The organism is Thermanaeromonas sp., from assembly GCF_021890735.1.
In the GTDB taxonomy this organism is placed as follows: Bacteria; Bacillota; DSM-521; order Neomoorellales; family Neomoorellaceae; genus Thermanaeromonas.
Genome location: NZ_JAKKUR010000010.1, coordinates 34395 through 50613 on the forward strand (window position 1 = coordinate 34395; position 16219 = coordinate 50613).

General features: G+C 49.9%; 16 protein-coding genes and 1 pseudogene. 14 read left to right on the forward strand and 3 right to left on the reverse strand.

The window, feature by feature from the left end:
- Positions 1-12 precede the first annotated feature (12 nt).
- The 14 genes and pseudogenes from L5656_RS03715 (at position 13) to sigF (ending at position 11676) form a co-directional block, all read left to right on the forward strand.
- On the forward strand, positions 13-828 hold the full coding sequence (locus L5656_RS03715; RefSeq protein ID WP_297199206.1) for a TlyA family RNA methyltransferase: 816 nt from the start codon (positions 13-15) through the stop codon (positions 826-828).
- A gap of 49 nt (positions 829-877) precedes the next feature.
- The gene (locus tag L5656_RS03720) at positions 878-1726 is read left to right on the forward strand and encodes an NAD(+)/NADH kinase (protein ID WP_297199208.1); all 849 of its coding nucleotides are present in this window, start codon (positions 878-880) and stop codon (positions 1724-1726) included.
- 2 nt (positions 1727-1728) lie between these two features.
- Entirely contained in the window at positions 1729-2193 is a 465-nt protein-coding gene (gene argR, locus L5656_RS03725) for an arginine repressor (protein WP_297199210.1), read from the forward strand.
- 5 nt (positions 2194-2198) lie between these two features.
- On the forward strand, positions 2199-3887 hold the full coding sequence (gene recN / locus L5656_RS03730) for a DNA repair protein RecN (protein WP_297199213.1): 1689 nt from the start codon (positions 2199-2201) through the stop codon (positions 3885-3887).
- Between the two features lie 133 nt (positions 3888-4020).
- Positions 4021-5274 (forward strand): annotated as a pseudogene (spoIVB, locus tag L5656_RS11305) (SpoIVB peptidase); the annotation flags it as partial.
- 213 nt (positions 5275-5487) lie between these two features.
- Entirely contained in the window at positions 5488-6249 is a 762-nt protein-coding gene (gene spo0A, locus L5656_RS11310; protein WP_366017848.1) for a sporulation transcription factor Spo0A, read from the forward strand.
- A gap of 24 nt (positions 6250-6273) precedes the next feature.
- On the forward strand, positions 6274-6840 hold the full coding sequence (locus L5656_RS03740) for an NUDIX domain-containing protein (RefSeq protein WP_297199218.1): 567 nt from the start codon (positions 6274-6276) through the stop codon (positions 6838-6840).
- Positions 6841-6859: 19 nt separating this feature from the next.
- Positions 6860-7468 carry a stage II sporulation protein M gene (spoIIM, locus tag L5656_RS03745; protein WP_297199222.1) on the forward strand — a complete coding sequence of 203 codons (609 nt, stop codon included), beginning with the start codon at positions 6860-6862 and terminating at the stop codon, positions 7466-7468.
- Positions 7469-7480: 12 nt separating this feature from the next.
- Positions 7481-7729, forward strand: coding sequence for a hypothetical protein (locus tag L5656_RS03750; protein ID WP_297199225.1), 249 nt, complete (start codon positions 7481-7483; stop codon positions 7727-7729).
- A gap of 102 nt (positions 7730-7831) precedes the next feature.
- Positions 7832-8716 carry a site-specific tyrosine recombinase XerD gene (gene xerD / locus L5656_RS03755; RefSeq protein WP_297199227.1) on the forward strand — a complete coding sequence of 295 codons (885 nt, stop codon included), beginning with the start codon at positions 7832-7834 and terminating at the stop codon, positions 8714-8716.
- A gap of 33 nt (positions 8717-8749) precedes the next feature.
- The gene (locus L5656_RS03760; RefSeq protein WP_297199231.1) at positions 8750-9952 is read left to right on the forward strand and encodes a D-alanyl-D-alanine carboxypeptidase family protein; all 1203 of its coding nucleotides are present in this window, start codon (positions 8750-8752) and stop codon (positions 9950-9952) included.
- An 86-nt stretch (positions 9953-10038) separates the two neighbouring features.
- Positions 10039-10386 (forward strand): STAS domain-containing protein, encoded by a 348-nt coding sequence (locus L5656_RS03765; RefSeq protein ID WP_297199234.1) that lies wholly within the window; start codon positions 10039-10041, stop codon positions 10384-10386.
- Between the two features lie 50 nt (positions 10387-10436).
- Positions 10437-10889: an anti-sigma F factor gene (gene spoIIAB, locus L5656_RS03770; RefSeq protein ID WP_297199237.1), complete on the forward strand. Its 453-nt coding sequence runs from the start codon at positions 10437-10439 to the stop codon at positions 10887-10889.
- A gap of 34 nt (positions 10890-10923) precedes the next feature.
- Positions 10924-11676 (forward strand): RNA polymerase sporulation sigma factor SigF, encoded by a 753-nt coding sequence (gene sigF / locus L5656_RS03775; protein ID WP_366017850.1) that lies wholly within the window; start codon positions 10924-10926, stop codon positions 11674-11676.
- Positions 11677-11903: 227 nt separating this feature from the next.
- Here the strand turns inward: sigF and L5656_RS03780 are convergent, their stop codons facing one another.
- From L5656_RS03780 to acs, 3 genes are read right to left on the reverse strand one after another with little or no spacing between them, the layout of a single operon-like run.
- Complete coding sequence (locus tag L5656_RS03780; RefSeq protein WP_297199243.1) at positions 11904-13442, reverse strand: sodium:solute symporter family transporter; 1539 nt, start codon at positions 13440-13442, stop codon at positions 11904-11906.
- A 12-nt stretch (positions 13443-13454) separates the two neighbouring features.
- Positions 13455-13760, reverse strand: coding sequence for a DUF485 domain-containing protein (locus L5656_RS03785; RefSeq protein ID WP_297199246.1), 306 nt, complete (start codon positions 13758-13760; stop codon positions 13455-13457).
- A gap of 38 nt (positions 13761-13798) precedes the next feature.
- Positions 13799-15748, reverse strand: a complete 1950-nt coding sequence (acs, locus tag L5656_RS03790) for an acetate--CoA ligase (RefSeq protein WP_297199249.1) — start codon at positions 15746-15748, stop codon at positions 13799-13801.
- Positions 15749-16219 lie beyond the last annotated feature (471 nt).

The window sequence follows — 16219 nt, forward strand, 5'->3', positions numbered from 1 at the left end:
CGGAGGGGGAAGATGGGTACTCTTAAGAAGCGGCTGGATGTAGAGCTGGTAGATAGAGGATTCTTTCCCAGCCGGGAGAAGGCGCAGGCAGCCATCATGGCGGGTAACGTGCTGGTGGAAGGTCAGAAGGTAACCAAGCCGGGCACTATGATATCTGCTAACGCTCGATTAGAAGTGGTGGGATCCTCTTGCCCCTACGTGAGCCGGGGAGGGCTAAAATTGCAACATGCGTTGGAAGTTTTTACGGTAGATCCTAGGGACAAAGTGGCTTTAGATGCGGGTGCCTCCACCGGAGGCTTTACCGATTGCCTTTTGAAGCACGGGGCCAAAAGGGTTCATGCAGTCGATGTGGGTTACGGGCAATTGGACTGGAGTTTAAGGCAAGATCCCCGGGTGGTAGCACATGAACGTGTAAACGTAAGGTATTTAACACCGGACATTCTAGGAGAGTTGGTAGATCTGGCTACTCTAGACCTGTCTTTTATTTCCCTTAACAAGGTTTGGTCGGCAGTAGCCCGCTGTTTGAAACCCGAGGGTCAGGTCTTAGCCTTAGTTAAACCCCAATTCGAGGCCGGCCCTGAAAAGGTGAGCAAACGCGGAGTAGTGCGTGACCCGGAGGTTCACCGGCAAGTATTACGGGAAGTAGCTCAGGGTGCCCGCAGGCAGGGTTTCGGTGTGCACGGTCTTACTTTTTCTCCCCTCTTGGGGCCGGAAGGCAACCGGGAGTTTTTTCTTTGGGGTGTGCTGGGTGTTCCGGGCCTGGCGGAAGAAGAGCTTGAAGCACAAATTTTTTCAGTTGTGGACCAGGCCCATACCCAGTTGCGTTAGGCTCAAGTAAATATATGGTATAATATTTCCCGGAAATGGGGGACAGAGGTTGAAAAAAATTGGCCTTATAGCCAATTTAGATAAACAAGGAGTCGGGGAAGTGGCGCTGGGGCTGGCCAGGTGGCTGGAAGAAAAGGGAGTACAGCCTCTGATTTTAAAAAGCAATTCCGTAAAGCTCGGTTGTCCCTGGTGGGGTGCCGAACCGGAAGTCCTGGCCAGCGCCGATTGTGTATTGTCTTTGGGAGGCGACGGGACACTGTTAAGGTCTGCGCGTATTCTCGCCCCGTGGGGGACTCCCGTTCTAGGGGTAAACTTGGGCCATCTAGGTTTTCTTACCGAAATTGAAGTAAAGGAGCTCTTTCCGGCCCTAGAGCAGCTCCTTTTGGGCCGCTTTCATATAGAAGAGCGCATGATGCTAAAAAGCTCCTTGGTACGGCAGGGGACCAGAAAGGAATTTTGGGGTTTAAACGATGTAGTGATCACCAAAGGAGCCTTTTCCCGTATGTTAAGGCTTAAAGTTTATATAGGTCCCCACTATCTTGATACCTACCGGGCAGATGGCCTCATTATTTCTTCTCCGACCGGTTCTACAGCCTACTGCCTATCAGCCGGAGGCCCTTTGGTTTCACCTCAGCTACAGGTCATGATCCTAACCCCCATATGCCCCCACACCCTTTACGCCCGGCCGCTGGTAGTTCCTGCAGATCAAGAGGTACGGGTGACGGTTTACACTGCTGGCGCCGAGGTTATGCTCACAGTAGACGGCCAGCAGGGTATAAACTTGATGCACGGAGATGAAGTGATAACCTCCCGGGCCCCTTTCTCGGCGCGGCTTATAAGGCTTAAGGAGCGATCCTTTTATACTCTTCTCCGGGAGAAATTCAGGGAAGGGGAGTAAGGATGGATAAGGGTGCCCGCCAGCGGCTTATCCTGGGAATTATTAGCGAAAAACCCGTAGCCACCCAGTGGCAGTTGACGCAGGAACTTAAAAAAAGGGGGTTAAAGGTTACCCAGGCTACCGTCTCGCGGGACATCAAAGAACTCGGTCTTATAAAAATCCCCTTTGGAGAAAACAGGTACCGTTATGCCCTTCCCCCCGGAGATAAGCGCGCTAACCCATACCTTCGCTTGGAAAGGCTCTTCCAAGACTCTGTGCTAAAAATTGATTTCAGCGAGAACTTGGTGGTAATTAAGACCCTCCCGGGCACTGCCCATGCGGTAGCCTCATGCATCGACCAGGTAGAATGGCCGGAGATTATAGGAACCGTGGCCGGTGACGACACCATTCTTGTCATTGTAAAACCTAAAGAAGCCGTACACCATATCCTAGAACGTTTTCATGCTCTCCTGCACACCAGGGGGTAGAGAACATGCTGGCCGAACTTCAAATAGAGAATTTTGCCTTAATTGAAAAATTAGAGCTGCATTTGGCTCCCGGGCTGAATGTGGTTACCGGAGAAACCGGGGCCGGTAAATCCATAATAATAGATGCTATAAGCTTGCTAGTAGGAGCTAGGGCATCAGGAGACTATCTACGTGAAGGGGCCGAGCGGGGTTTCGTAAGCGGGCTTTTTTATTGCCAGAATCTAAAGGGCGTGGAAGAAACCTTAAAAGAACTTGGCCTTAAGCCTGAGGAAGACGGGAGCGTGCTTTTGGTTAGAGAACTGAGCCGGAGCGGACGTCACTCCTGCCGGATCAACGGGCGGCCGGTCACCCTGTCCATGTACCAAAAGATCGGTCAGCATCTCGTGGATATTCACGGCCAGCACGCTTACCAATCCCTTTTACGGCCTGCCTACCAGCTTAAGCTTTTAGATAGTTTTGGAGGATTATCCGGCTTGCGTGAAGAAATAGAAGGCATTTACAACCGTTGGCGGCAAACAAAACGCGAGTTGGAAGAATTATGCGGAGATCCCGGCCAAAGGGAAAGGCAGAAGGATTTGTTGCGATTCCAGATTGAGGAAATAGATCGCGTTGCCCCTAAGCCAGGGGAAGAAGAAGAGCTTAAGCAAGAGCTTAAAATCCTTAGTTCAGCTGAGGAACTGGTCAAGGGTGCGGAGACAGCTTACACCTACCTTTTTGGAGGGGGAGCAGGGCAGCCTTCAGCATATGATCTTGTGGCCCGAGCGGCAGAAATCCTTAACTCCATGGCCAATTTAGACTCTGGATTAAAAAAATGGATAAGTATGTTAGAAGAGGCCAGCCTACAAGTGGAAGAAGTAGCTAAAGCCCTCCGTTCCTATAGGGAGGCCTTAGAATTCAACCCTAGGCGACTGGAGGAAATAGAAGATAGGCTGGAAACTTTACGGCGACTGCATAAGAAATACGGTGGCACCGTAGAAGAGATCTTGCATTTTCGCGAAGAAGCAGCCGCAACGCTTGCCCGCTTAGAACAAAGCGAGGAGCTCGCTTCCCGCCTCGAGGAAGAGTGCCAAAACCTTCTTACTGCATATGAGGAAAAGGCAGCAGAGCTTCACCGTTTGCGCCTTGAAGCCGCCCAAAAATTAGAGAAGGAAATACAGGCCGTGTTAGGGGAGCTGTCCATGCCGGCGGCCAAGGTAAGTATAGGCGTAAGCTACCGGGCTGAACCGGGACCTGCCGGTAAGGATGAGGTCGAATTTTATTTTCAACCCAATCCTGGAGAAGGAATGTACCCTTTGGCCGAGATAGCTTCAGGAGGAGAAATGGCCAGGGTGATGTTGGCGTTAAAGAGTATTTTAGCGGGTGTAGATGAGATACCCACTCTCATTTTCGACGAAATAGATGCCGGCGTGGGCGGGCAGGCTGCCCGGAGCGTAGCCCTTCACCTAGCCCATATTGGTAAAAAGCACCAGGTGCTCTGCGTTACCCATTCTGCACAGCTAGCAAGCCTGGCCGACCGCCATTTTAACGTTAACAAAGTAGTCAAGGGTGACCGTACCTATACCTTAGTGAGCGAGCTAAAAGGTAAGGATAGGATATTCGAACTTGCCCGCCTGCTGTCGGGTGAAGCCAGCCCGACAGCTCTAAAACACGCGGCAGAGCTTCTAGACCAGGCTAAAGCAATTAAACGAAATTAAAACAAAATATCCCGTTATTTCACCGTCTGGCAGGCTAAGCCTCGCTAATAGCCCGTTTTTTACAGCATAAAAGCGGGCGAGCGGGGCATTTTATTTTTAGGCCACTAAAAAAACAAAAAAGCGAGGTGAGGACTTGAAAAAACTAAAGCGCCAAATTTTAGGTATTGTGTTGGCTTTCAGCTTATTCTTAGGTTATTTTTCCCCACCGGTGCGGGGATTTTTCGCTTTACCGGAAGAACAACAAGTTATATTAGGAGAAAATATAAACCTTAATTGGGAATTACCTTCTTTTCTAGAAAAAAGTTTAAGCTGGTTTCTGTATGATGGCCAGGCTGGCGGCCGGATCCTTTGTGCAAACGGGGATATTAAACCTTGGGCTCCGGGGGACTTGCACCTAGAGCTAAAACTTTTTGGTCTTATTCCCCTAAAAAATATTAAAGTTCACGTAATAAAACCGGTTTCTGTAACGCCTGGAGGCCACTCTATCGGTATCCTTTTGCATACTCAAGGTGTACTGATAGTGGGAGAGGCCGGTGTGGAAACAGCTCCTGGTAAGGTAAAATACCCGGCCCGGCTGGCCGGGTTAACGGTAGGTGATACCATCCTGGCGGTGGATGGTCAGGAGGTTAGTAGCGAAGAGGTTTTAGCTCAGTTGATCGACGCTGCTGGTAGAGCCGGCCGGGAGGCGGAGCTTTTGGTACGCCGGGGGGAGGACACCCTTAAAATAAAAATAAAACCCGAGTACTGTCATAAGACAAAACGGTATCGCCTCGGTCTTTACGTCCGGGATAGTGCGGCGGGTGTAGGTACCTTAACTTTTTATGATCCGGTGCGTGGTATTTACGGAGCCCTCGGTCACAAGGTAGTTCCAGAGGGGGGGCAGAAGGATGTAAATATAGCCGGGGGGCGTATAGTAGCAGCTCTGATAAAGGGTATTCAACAAGGCCGACGGGGATACCCGGGCGAAAAGGTAGGAGTTTTTCTTGATAAAGGAGAATTTACCGGCATAATTGAAAAAAATACAGAATTTGGGATTTTTGGTATATTACAGGGGAAACCTGCTCCTGGGCCTTACCCAGAACCGATTCCCGTAGCCCTTGTTTCTCAGGTTCATCCTGGAGAAGCCGAAATATTGACAGTGGTTTCAGGAGAACAGGTAGAAAAATTTCAGGCCTATATTGAGAAGGTGCTGCCACAGCAGAGCCCTAACGGCAAGGGTTTAGTCATACGCATTACGGATCCCCGTCTGCTGGCCCTGACGGGTGGGATAATTCAGGGAATGAGTGGAAGCCCCATTATCCAAGATGGGCGGCTCGTAGGAGCTGTCACCCATGTTTTCGTAAACGATCCGGCTAGGGGTTACGGAGTGCTAGCCGAATGGATGGTCAAAGAGGCCGGTCTTTGGGAGGAAACTTCTACTGGTCAGGCTACCAGGCTATTCTTGGTGCATTTTCCTGGTAGCCTTAGTTATGTTTTTACGCGTTTTTTGGCGGAGGAGCAAAAGTTTTGGGTTTTGGTGCGATTGGAAGGATTATCCCTACCTTACGTCGAAATCTATTGCCCGGTTGAAAGGAAAATGTTAGAAGGCGGGGTGCAGTTAATGGGCCAGCCTATAAAAGTTCTAATTGCAGATGATAATCGTGAATTTTGTGAGGTACTGGAGGAATTTTTTAATGAACAGCCGGATTTGATTTTGACTGGTATAGCCCATAACGGGCATGAGACACTACAGCTCATCCGGGAGCATGAGCCGGATATTGTTGTGCTGGATATTATCATGCCGCATCTCGATGGCCTTGGGGTTCTGGAGCGGTTGGCTGAATGGGAGAACCGACCCAAAATAGTGGTGCTAACCACTTTGGGGCAGGAAGCCGTAACTATCAGAAGTTTAGAATTGGGAGCCGATTATTACATATTGAAGCCCTTCGATTTAGAAGTTTTGGGTAATCGCCTGCGCCAGCTAGCTAACGGTCAGTCTGTTTCCCCTTCCTCTCCAGTGATACGTAACCGCAACATGGATGTGGAAGTTACGAAGATTCTCCATCAGATGGGTATACCGGCCCACATAAAAGGATATCAGTACCTGCGGGAAGCCATCCTTTTGGTTATAGAAGATATGAACCTTTTAGGTGCCGTTACCAAGGAACTTTATCCCATGATTGCCCGGAAGTATATGACTACACCTAGCCGGGTGGAGAGAGCTATTCGGCATGCCATTGAGCTTGCCTGGGACCGTGGTAATGTAGAGATGATGACCAAGTTTTTCGGGTATACCATCAATATGGAAAGGGGCAAGCCTACGAATTCAGAATTCATTGCTCTGGTAGCGGACAAACTCCGTATCGGGGCAAAGATAAACTAAAATCCAGAAAGGAGTGGGAACTCTTTGGAGCTAGAGGAAAAATGCGTCAAATCCGAGAGGATTTATAAAGGCAAAATCTTAAATTTGCGCCGTGATATTGTGAAGCTACCTGATGGCCGGGAAGCAAGCCGGGAGGTAGTAGAGCATTCCGGTGCCGTGGGCGTAGTTCCTTTGACGGGGGAGGGGCAGGTTTACCTTGTAAGACAATACCGTTATCCCATAGGAAAAGTTACCTTAGAGATACCTGCTGGTAAACTCGAAGAGGGAGAAGACCCTTTAGATTGCGCGAGGCGAGAACTCAAAGAGGAGGTAGGAATAGAAGCAAGCCGGTGGGAGCCGCTGCTTACATTTTATACCACCCCAGGCTTTTCTAATGAAGTTATGCATCTTTTCTTAGCTACTGAGTTATCCAAGAAAGAAGCCCAACCCGACCAGGATGAATTCTTACAGATCGTATCCCTCCCCCTAGAAGAGGCTTTAGAAAAAGCCCGCACCGGGGAGATCATGGATGCCAAGACTATTTTAAGTTTGCTGCTGGTAAGGTATAAATTTACCGGCCGGGCATATCCATTATTAGGGGAAAAGCCTTAGTTTAACTTAGGAGGATATTATGATTGAGGAGGCTCTGGTCAAACATCTAGAGGAAAACTTCGGTATGTATATACTGGTAGGCCTGAGCCTCCTTATAGGGACGGTAACAGGTGCTGCTGCGGTATTAATTTTAGGCCAGGGCGAAGAAGTTAAACTTGTAGCCTATGTAGATGATCTTTTAAATCAAATCGCAAATTCTTTACCCGTTCCAGGATCCCTCCTTTACCAGGCTGCATGGCAGGGGATAAGAGAGGTAGGGGTTCTTTACCTTTTAGGCTTAACGGTCATAGGTGCACCCTTCGTGCTGGTAGCCATATTTACACGCGGATTTATATTGGGCTTTACAGTAGCCTTTTTGGTACAGGAAAAAGCCCTAGTAGGTATACTTCTCGCTCTCGTCTCTATCCTGCCCCCCAACCTGTTACGGTTGCCTGCCGTATTTTTGGCGGGCATATTATCCGTTTCCTTTTCTTTGAGCCTATGGCGGGGACGTACTTCAGGTATTTTTACCCGGGAGTTGATTACATATTCTTTGTCTATGGCCGGTCTGGGTGTACTGGTCACTTTAAGCGGGCTTGTGGAGGGATACTTAATACCTCCGCTTCTAAAATTTATGTTAAATGTATAAGGGGGGAGGTAAATGCTGGTAGTAACTATTACCCACTGGCGGCGAAAGCTGGTGTGGCTTTTAGCGGGCTTGTTGGTTATTACGGTAATTTTTTTGGGCGGGCTTTTTTCCCAGCAACCCCATCGGGATAATCTTCCACCTGTGGGCACAGAAAACGAAGTATTTTCCAACCAGGTTCAGGAAACATCCGGGTTTTGGGAAGGTTTGCTGGCTAGGCTAAGGGAATATTATAAGGGCCAGCAGCCCCAGCGGACGCCTTAGGACACTTTTCCTTGGGTTTTTTATTTAACGTGGAGGAGTTTACCAGGAAATGTGGAAATAAATTGAAATAGAAACTTAAGCCATGGGGAACGGTGAGGGTTTGTGCGGGAACTCTTAGATGAGTTCTTATATTACTTGGCCATAGAACGAGGGCTGGCTGAGAACACACTAGCCTCTTATCATAGTGACCTGGAGCAATTCTTTGATTACCTGTCTAAGGCCGGGGTAACTTCTCTTAAAGAATCAAATCGTGGCCTTATTATAGCTTATCTAATGCATTTGAAAAAACAGGGACGTTCTCCGGCCACTGTTAGCCAGCACCTGGCCGCCATCCGTTCTTTTTATCAATTTTTACTAAGAGAAGGGATCCTCAGCTCTGACCCCACCGCAACCCTAGAATCCCCGCGCCAGGTTAAAAAGTTGCCCAAGGTGTTGACCGTACAGGAGGTGGAACTTCTTCTAAGGCAGCCGCAGCCCCAAACTCCCTCAGGGCTTCGAGATAAGGCCATGTTAGAACTCCTTTACGCCAGCGGTCTGCGGGTCTCGGAACTGGTTGCGCTGAACATAGACCAAATAAACCTAAAAGAAGAGTACGTCCGGTGCCTGGGTAAAGGCTCACGGGAAAGGGTTATCCCCATAGGGTCCATCGCCTGTTTTCATTTAGAAAATTACCTCCGGCACGGGCGAGGGAAGCTTCTTAAAGACAAGCGTGAGAAGGCTTTGTTTATAAATCAGCAGGGAAAAAGGCTAACACGTCAGGGCTGCTGGAAAATCATCAAAGCCTATGCCAGGGCGGCAGGACTTTCTAATATCACTCCCCACACTTTACGCCACTCTTTCGCTACCCACCTTTTAGAAAACGGTGCCGACCTGCGTTCAGTCCAAGAACTCTTAGGCCATGCCGACATAAGCACTACCCAGATATATACCCATTTGACCCAAAGAAAAATTAGGGAAATTTACAATCATACCCACCCCCGTTCCTGAATATGTTTTTAGGGGAAATGGGGGGAGAAAAAGTTGCGGAAGTTGGTAGCTTTTGCCCTGGCTATAACCCTTTTCGTCAGCCTTGGGGGTTCATTTTCCTGGCGAGCCTTCGGTGAGGTTGAAGCCCAGGCGGAGGAGGCCGAAGAAGCGACCCAAGGTGCTCCTGCATTAAAGCTTAATGCTAAAGGAGCCATCCTTATGGACCCCCAGACGGGAAGGGTATTGTGGGAACAAAATGCCCATTTTAAAGGTTATCCGGCTAGTATGACTAAGCTTATGACCATGGTAGTAGCTATGGACGCCGTATCCAGTGGCCAGGTCAGCCTGGATGATCCGGTGCAGGTTAGCGAGAGGGCTGAAAGCTTTGGGGGCGCGGAGGTGTTTTTGGCCGAGGGCGAGGTCTTCCCTTTAGAGAAACTGCTTATAGCCATCGCTGTAGCTTCGGCTAACGATGCTAGCGTCGCAGTCGCCGAACACATTGCGGGTACGGAAGAAGCTTTCGTCGAGCTTATGAACAGGAAAGCCAAAGAATTGGGTCTCAAAAACACCAACTTTACCAATTGTCACGGCCTTCATGATCCCAACCATTATACAACGCCATACGATATGGCTTTGGTTGCCCGGTATGCTTTAAGGTACCCCAAAATATTGGAATGGACCTCTATAAAGCGCTATACCTTCCGCCAGGAACCTTTAACTATTTTAGATACCACTAATAAAATGTTATATTGGTACCCCGGTACCGATGGCTTTAAGACGGGATATACCGAGGCGGCAGGCCTTAACCTGGTCTCTACTGTAGAAAGGGACGGCTTAAGGCTTATCGCAGTAGTCATGGGTGTGGAGACACCCCGCGGGCATTTTACAGAATCTATGAAGTTGTACAATTGGGCCTTCCGGCAGTGGAAATGGCATAAAATTTACAACCCTGGAGAGACGGTGGCTGAGATAGGGGTAGATAAAGGGCGCCAAGAAAAGATTCCTGTCGTTGCTTCTGGTAAGGTAGGTGCCGTAGTACCCAGAACGGGCAAGGAAGAAGAGCGCATTACTACCCGCTTGGAGATACCGGGCCTTATAAAGGCGCCGGTAAAGGAAGGCCAGAAATTAGGTGAGATAGTCGTTTTAGAAGATGGCCGGGAAATAAACCGTACAGACCTTTTGGCCGGTCAGGACGTGCCGCGGGCCGGTTTGAAACAAGAGATACAGCGGGTCATACGTGCAGTCTTCATTTTTTAGCCCCCAACTTACCATATTTTTGCAGGAAAAAAGAGGTCCTGTGGCGAAAAATACCTCCCCGTAAAGCTGTTTGGGGGGGTTTTATTTTGCAGGTATTTTTTAGCCAAGAAGGTTCGGCCCTTATAGCCAGGGTTAAGGGCGAGGTAGATTTGAGCACGGCAGATAGGCTGCGGCAAGAATTAGAATCCTCTCTGGAACACGCCCGGGCACACATACTTTGCTTAGACTTGGAGGGAGTTTCCTTTATGGACAGCTCCGGTCTAGGGGTCATCCTCGGGCGCTACCGACGTATAAGCCAGACAGGGGGAAAAGTCGTTATTTGCCGGCCTCAGCCCCAGATACGCCGCCTTTTGGATCTTGCGGGCTTAAGTAAAATCATGGATATAGTAGAGGAAGAGCCGCAGGAATATCTCCGCAAAGCCGGGAAGGAATAGTAAGAGCTTTACGCAAATGATGCAGGCCGAATAAGGGGAGGGATGGGGCGATGCCCAAAGGAAACGGAGAAGTACTGAACACCGTGCGTTTGGAATTTTTAAGCCTTCCGGAAAATGTAGGCCTGGCCAGGGTGGCTGTAGCGGCCCTCGCTGCCCAGGCCGATATAACTTTGAGCGAGTTGGAGGAGATAAAGGTAGCTGTTTCAGAAGCTGTGGCTAACGCTATCATCCACGGCTACGGGGGAGAACCGCGGGGATGGGTACGCGTAACCGTTAACCGGTTGCAGGATGGATTGGAGATCATTGTAGAGGATGATGGTAAAGGGATACCAGATATTGCCCAGGCTATGCAGCCAGCCTATTCTACTGATCCTGAAAGAATGGGCTTAGGCTTTGCCTTTATGCAATCTTTTATGGATGAGCTAGAAGTTACCTCAGAAGAGGGCCGGGGTACCCGGGTAGTCATGAGGAAAAAATTAAACCCGTCGGTTACTACCGCCTAAAATGTAGGGGGCGGGGGAGTTGCGCTTATCGGAGATGAACTTGCCCCGGTTTCCTCTGTTATCGGAGGAAGAGACACTCAAGCTTTTGCGCCGCGCCAAGGAAGGAGACCGTGAGGCCAGGGAGCGCTTAATAAATTGTAATTTAAAGCTTGTGTTCAACATAGTCCAGCGTTTTCAAAACCGGGGTTATGAGCTGGAGGACCTTTTCCAGATAGGCACCATCGGTTTGATTAAAGCTATCGACAAGTTCGACTTAAGCTACCAGGTTAAATTCTCTACCTACGCGGTACCCATGATCCTGGGAGAGATAAAGCGCTTTCTCCGGGATGATAGCTCCGTAAAGGTCAGCCGGTCCTTAAAAGAGACGGCTTTTAAAGTCAACCGTGCCAGGGAGGAGCTGGCTAAGAAACTTGGGCGGGAGCCCGGTATAAATGAAATCGCCCAGGCCTTAGACCTTTCCCGAGAGGAAATCGTGGCCGCCCTGGAGGCAATACAGTCTCCCGGGTCCATCCATGAGACCGTCTACCAGGATGATGGAGATCCCATCTATGTTTTAGATCAGCTTCAAGATGAGAGCGAGCAGGAACCTGCCTGGCTGGATAAGATAGCGCTAAAGGAAGTGCTTCTAAAACTGCCGGAAAAACACCGGAAGGTAATAGTTATGCGTTTCTTCCAGGACAAAACCCAAACTGAAGTGGCAGAAAAATTAGGCCTTTCCCAAGTACAGATCTCGCGCATAGAACGCCAGGCCCTAGCTCGCCTGCGGGAGCTTTTAGGACCGAGGTGATACCTTAACAAGGCGAAGGTTGAGGGAGGAATAGGAAGTGAGAGTTCCTTTTAGTGAGCGCAGGTGAGGTAGCCTATGTGTTTTGGACCAGGTAATACTGTAATAGCAAGAAAAAAACAGCCTCTTTGGGCTGCTCTGAAAAAACTACGTGCCCCCATTGCCGTGAGTTCTGTATCACCGGGCGACACTCGTTTGTCTCAACAAGTGGTAATTCTAACACCGAACGGTTATTCTGCTCCGATGGCTAGGTAAGTCCGGACCTGCTGTTCTTCAAACTTCGCCTCGGCTTCACGATCTGGGAATAGCAACGATCCAATGAAGGCCACTGCAAATCCCACGGGCATTGACACGATCGCCGGATTGTTCAAAGGAAAGATAGCGTGCGGGTACTTGAGTATATCTACCCAGACCGTAGGACTAAAGATAATTAGCAATGTCGCCAGGACAGCTCCCACTACAATAGAAGCGGCAGCACCTGTAGTGCTCAATCTACTCCATGTAATAGACAGTAACAGCGCAGGGAAATTGCCACTTGCAGCCACCGCGAAGGCAAGACCAACCATAAAGGCTACGTTCTGCCCTTTAAAGAAGATGCCAAGCAGTATGGCCAAGACGCCGACGCCGATTGTCGCGACCTTGGCTACCTTTACTTGTTCCTGCTCTCCCGCTTGCCCGCGCTTTATGACATTGACGTAGATGTCATGCGATAAAGCAGAAGCCCCGGAAAGGGTAAGACCAGCTACAACGGCCAGAATTGTGGCAAAGGCTACGGCGGCGATAAACCCGAGGAAAGGCGTTCCCCCTAGTAGCTCTGCGAGCAGGGGTGCAGCCATATTACCGCCCTTATCAATACTGCTAATGATTTCCCGCCCAACAAGGACAGAGGCGCTAAAGCCGACAAGGGGAATGATACAGTAGAAATAGCCGATAAATCCTATTGCCCATACTGTTGATTTACGGGCTTCCTTAGCATCCGGCACAGTATAAAAGCGCATCAGGATGTGCGGCAGTCCCAGGAGCCCGAACATGAGGGCCAGCCCTAGAGAAACGGCATCTAAGGGATTCTGGATCAACCCACCGGGCTCTAACGCCGCCTGACCGTATCTTTCAGCCACGGCGGCGTAAAGCTTGCCGGGATTAAAACCAAACTTAGCCATACTGAGAACGGTAAGCAGGGTAACACCACTGAGAAGGAGAATCGCTTTGATAATTTGCACCCAGGTAACGGCAATCATTCCTCCAAAAAGAACGTAAATCAGCATCACGATCCCGACAATAACAATAGCCACTTCATACGGGAGACCGAACATCAGCTTGATAAGGTTCCCCGCGCCAACCATCTGGGCAATAGTGTAGAACAGTATGGTAAGAATACCTCCTACCGCTGCCGCCACCCGGATCGGCCTGTTCTGCAGCCTGTAAGCCAGTACATCTGCGAAAGTAAATTTTCCTAAGTTACGAAGCGGTTCGGCTAGGAGAAAAAGCAATACTGGCCAGCCGACAAGGTAGCCAATTGCATAAATCATACCATCAAAACCCTTTAATGCAACCAAACCCACAATCCCCAGGAAGGAAGCGGCGCTCATATAATCGCCGGCCAACGCCAAGCCGTTCTGTAAGGCGGTCACCCGCCGGGCAGCCGCGTAATACTCGCTCGTGGTCTTTGTCCTTTTTGCCGCCCAATAGGTGATGAGCAGGGATAAAGCGACAAACAACAGGAAAAAGAGAATGGCCATGGCTGTGGGTTGACCAAAGCTGGTTGACATGATGCACCCTCCTTAAGGTTGAGAAAGTTTGTTTCTTAGAGATGTTACTAAATTATCATATTTTACGTTAGACCACAGTACATAAACAATGGTCAGGAAGAAACAGACTACTATAACAAGGAGCGCTAGCGGGATCCCTAGGGTTGTAGCCTCTCCTATTTTGCGTGCTACTGTTGTTTTTGAAAGGCCTATCATAAGGATAAATCCGTAATACGTCAGGGAAACCAGGGACGACAGAATAGCCGCAATCAGCCACCTACTGGAAACCAAAGCCTTAAACTCGGTTGTCTTGACAATTTTTGTTTCTGTGCTGATCATGGAAGTACCCTCCCTTCTTCGTTCCGAAAAGGAGCCGGTTAATCTTCTTCACTACCGTAGCGCTCTTTGAGCTCCTGCACCACGCCAGGATCCGCTAGTGTAGTAGTATCGCCCAAGACACGCCCCTCGGCAATATCCCGCAACAGGCGGCGCATAATCTTGCCGCTGCGGGTCTTGGGCAGTTCGGCGGTAAAGAAGACGTCATCCGGTCTAGCCAGGGCACCGATCTTCCTGGCCACATGAGCTTTAAGCTCTACGGCTAGCTCAGCAGTTCCTTCAACGCCTTCCTTTAGAGTTACAAAGGCTACCACCGCTTGCCCCTTTAGTTCGTGGGTCTTGCCGATAACCGCCGCTTCGGCCACCGCCGGGTGATCTACCAGGGCGCTTTCCACTTCCGCCGTGCCGATGCGGTGCCCAGAGACGTTTAGCACATCGTCTACTCGACCGAGCATCCAGATATAGCCGTCAGCGTCACGACGGGCACTGTCGCCGGTAAAATACATGTTGGGGAACCGGCTCCAATATTGCTGCACGTAGCGGTCGGGGTCGCCGTAAATAGTGCGGAGCATGGCTGGCCAGGGAGATTTTACCACTAGGTACCCTGCGCCTACCGGTACCGAATGGCCGTGTTCGTCGACAACGTCGACCTCGATACCGGGAAAAGCAAAAGTGACCGAGCCTGGTTTTAGATCCGTAATCCCAGGTAAGGGAGTAACCAGGTGCATACCGGTCTCGGTTTGCCACCAAGTATCCACTATCGGGCATTTCTCCCGTCCGATGTGGCGGTAAAACCACATCCAGGCCTCGGGATTAATAGGTTCACCCACGGTCCCGAGAAGCCGTAAGCTAGAAAGGTCATGGCGTTCAGGGTATTCCGGGCCCCAGCGCATAAAAGATCTGATGGCCGTTGGCGCAGTATATAAAATGTTTACGCCGTACTTCTCCACAATCTGCCACCAGCGATCCCGGTCGGGATAGTCCGGAGCACCCTCGTAAATCAAGGTAGTGGCACCGTTAGAAAGCGGGCCGTAGATTACATAACTATGCCCGGTGATCCAGCCGATGTCCGCGGTGCACCAGTAAACATCGGTATCTTTAATATCGAACACCCACTTGGTGGTCACGTGCACGCCCAAAAGGTAGCCAGCTGTGGTATGCACCACTCCTTTGGGTTTGCCAGTGGTGCCGCTAGTGTAAAGGATGAAAAGCATATCCTCAGCATCATGGCCTTCGGCAGGACAATATGCAGGCGCCCCGGCCATTAACTCATCCCACCAAAGGTCGCGGCCCGGTGTAAAGGGTACTGGCTCGCCGGTGCGGCGTACCACAATAACTTTTTCCACCGATGGGCTCTGCTCCAGAGCCTGGTCGGCGTTCTCTTTTAAAGGTACCACTTTGCCCCGCCGGTAGCCCCCGTCGGCGGTGATAAGCACCTTAGCCTGGGCATCGTTGAGCCGGTCGCGTAAGGCCTCGGCGCTGAACCCGCCAAAGACCACGCTATGCACCGCTCCCAGGCGGGCACAGGCCAACATAGCAATAACTGCCTCTGGGATCATGGGGAGATAAATGCCCACCCGGTCCCCCTTTTGCACGCCGAGTTGTCGTAAGACGTTGGCTGCCTTGTTTACTTCCCGCAAGAGTTCCCCGTATGTGTAAAGACGCGTCTCACCAGGTTCACCTTCCCAAATGAGGGCTACCTTGTTTCGGCGGAAACTGTATGCATGTCGGTCCAGGCAGTTAACGGCTGCATTCAGCCGGCCGCCCACAAACCACTTAGCGAAGGGGGGATTCCACTCTAGCACTTTGTCCCATTTTTTATCCCAGACCAGTTCTTCTTCTGCAAGCCGCGCCCAGAACCCCTGAGGGTCCTTCGCGGCTTCCTGGTAAACCTGCAGATTTTTGATATTCGCTTGTAACTTGAACTTCGCGGGTGGAGAAATTATTTGTTCTTCCTTCCATAAAGATTCTAGTGCCCGCCCTTGTGTCATGGTTCTCCCCTCCGGCCTTTGCTCTGCAGGCTTCTTTGCTGCAGAGCGAGATTTTATTTGGATTTTCACTCCTTTAAAATAAAAATGACTCCTTATTCATGTAGCTATGTAGCTATATTATAAATATGCTGTTTTACGTTAGAATGATAATAATAATGCAAGAGCGTAAATTCACAATAATACAGAACATTATTTATTCATGCGCTATACTTCGCAACTCTTACCATCCTCCTTAATATGCGGTGTATGCTAAATTTCTATAGTAGCTTCCCGTGAGGAAGTTTATTTTTTCAAAGAAGATTTTTAGCAGAGGCAGGCCCTGGCTGTCAAGAGAACTGCGGCGAACGGAAGTTTTTCGCTCTTAAGATGCTTTTTTGGGGTGGGAAAAGTTTCACAACAACACAAAGCCTGCCCTAAAGGTGGGGCATCTTTAATCAGGCTATAGACCAGGGCGGCCACGATTTCCATATG

Bases quoted from the DNA above. Each gene is read 5' to 3' on its own strand.
- L5656_RS03715 (WP_297199206.1), top strand. From the start codon at position 13: ATGGGTACTCTTAAGAAGCGGCTGGATGTAGAGCTGGTAGATAGAGGA.
- argR (WP_297199210.1), top strand. From the start codon at position 1,729: ATGGATAAGGGTGCCCGCCAGCGGCTTATCCTGGGAATTATTAGCGAA.
- recN (WP_297199213.1), top strand. From the start codon at position 2,199: ATGCTGGCCGAACTTCAAATAGAGAATTTTGCCTTAATTGAAAAATTA.
- spo0A (WP_366017848.1), top strand. From the start codon at position 5,488: ATGGGCCAGCCTATAAAAGTTCTAATTGCAGATGATAATCGTGAATTT.
- spoIIM (WP_297199222.1), top strand. From the start codon at position 6,860: ATGATTGAGGAGGCTCTGGTCAAACATCTAGAGGAAAACTTCGGTATG.
- L5656_RS03750 (WP_297199225.1), top strand. From the start codon at position 7,481: ATGCTGGTAGTAACTATTACCCACTGGCGGCGAAAGCTGGTGTGGCTT.
- spoIIAB (WP_297199237.1), top strand. From the start codon at position 10,437: ATGCCCAAAGGAAACGGAGAAGTACTGAACACCGTGCGTTTGGAATTT.
- sigF (WP_366017850.1), top strand. From the start codon at position 10,924: ATGAACTTGCCCCGGTTTCCTCTGTTATCGGAGGAAGAGACACTCAAG.
- L5656_RS03780 (WP_297199243.1), bottom strand. From the start codon at position 13,442: ATGTCAACCAGCTTTGGTCAACCCACAGCCATGGCCATTCTCTTTTTC.
- L5656_RS03785 (WP_297199246.1), bottom strand. From the start codon at position 13,760: ATGATCAGCACAGAAACAAAAATTGTCAAGACAACCGAGTTTAAGGCT.
- acs (WP_297199249.1), bottom strand. From the start codon at position 15,748: ATGACACAAGGGCGGGCACTAGAATCTTTATGGAAGGAAGAACAAATA.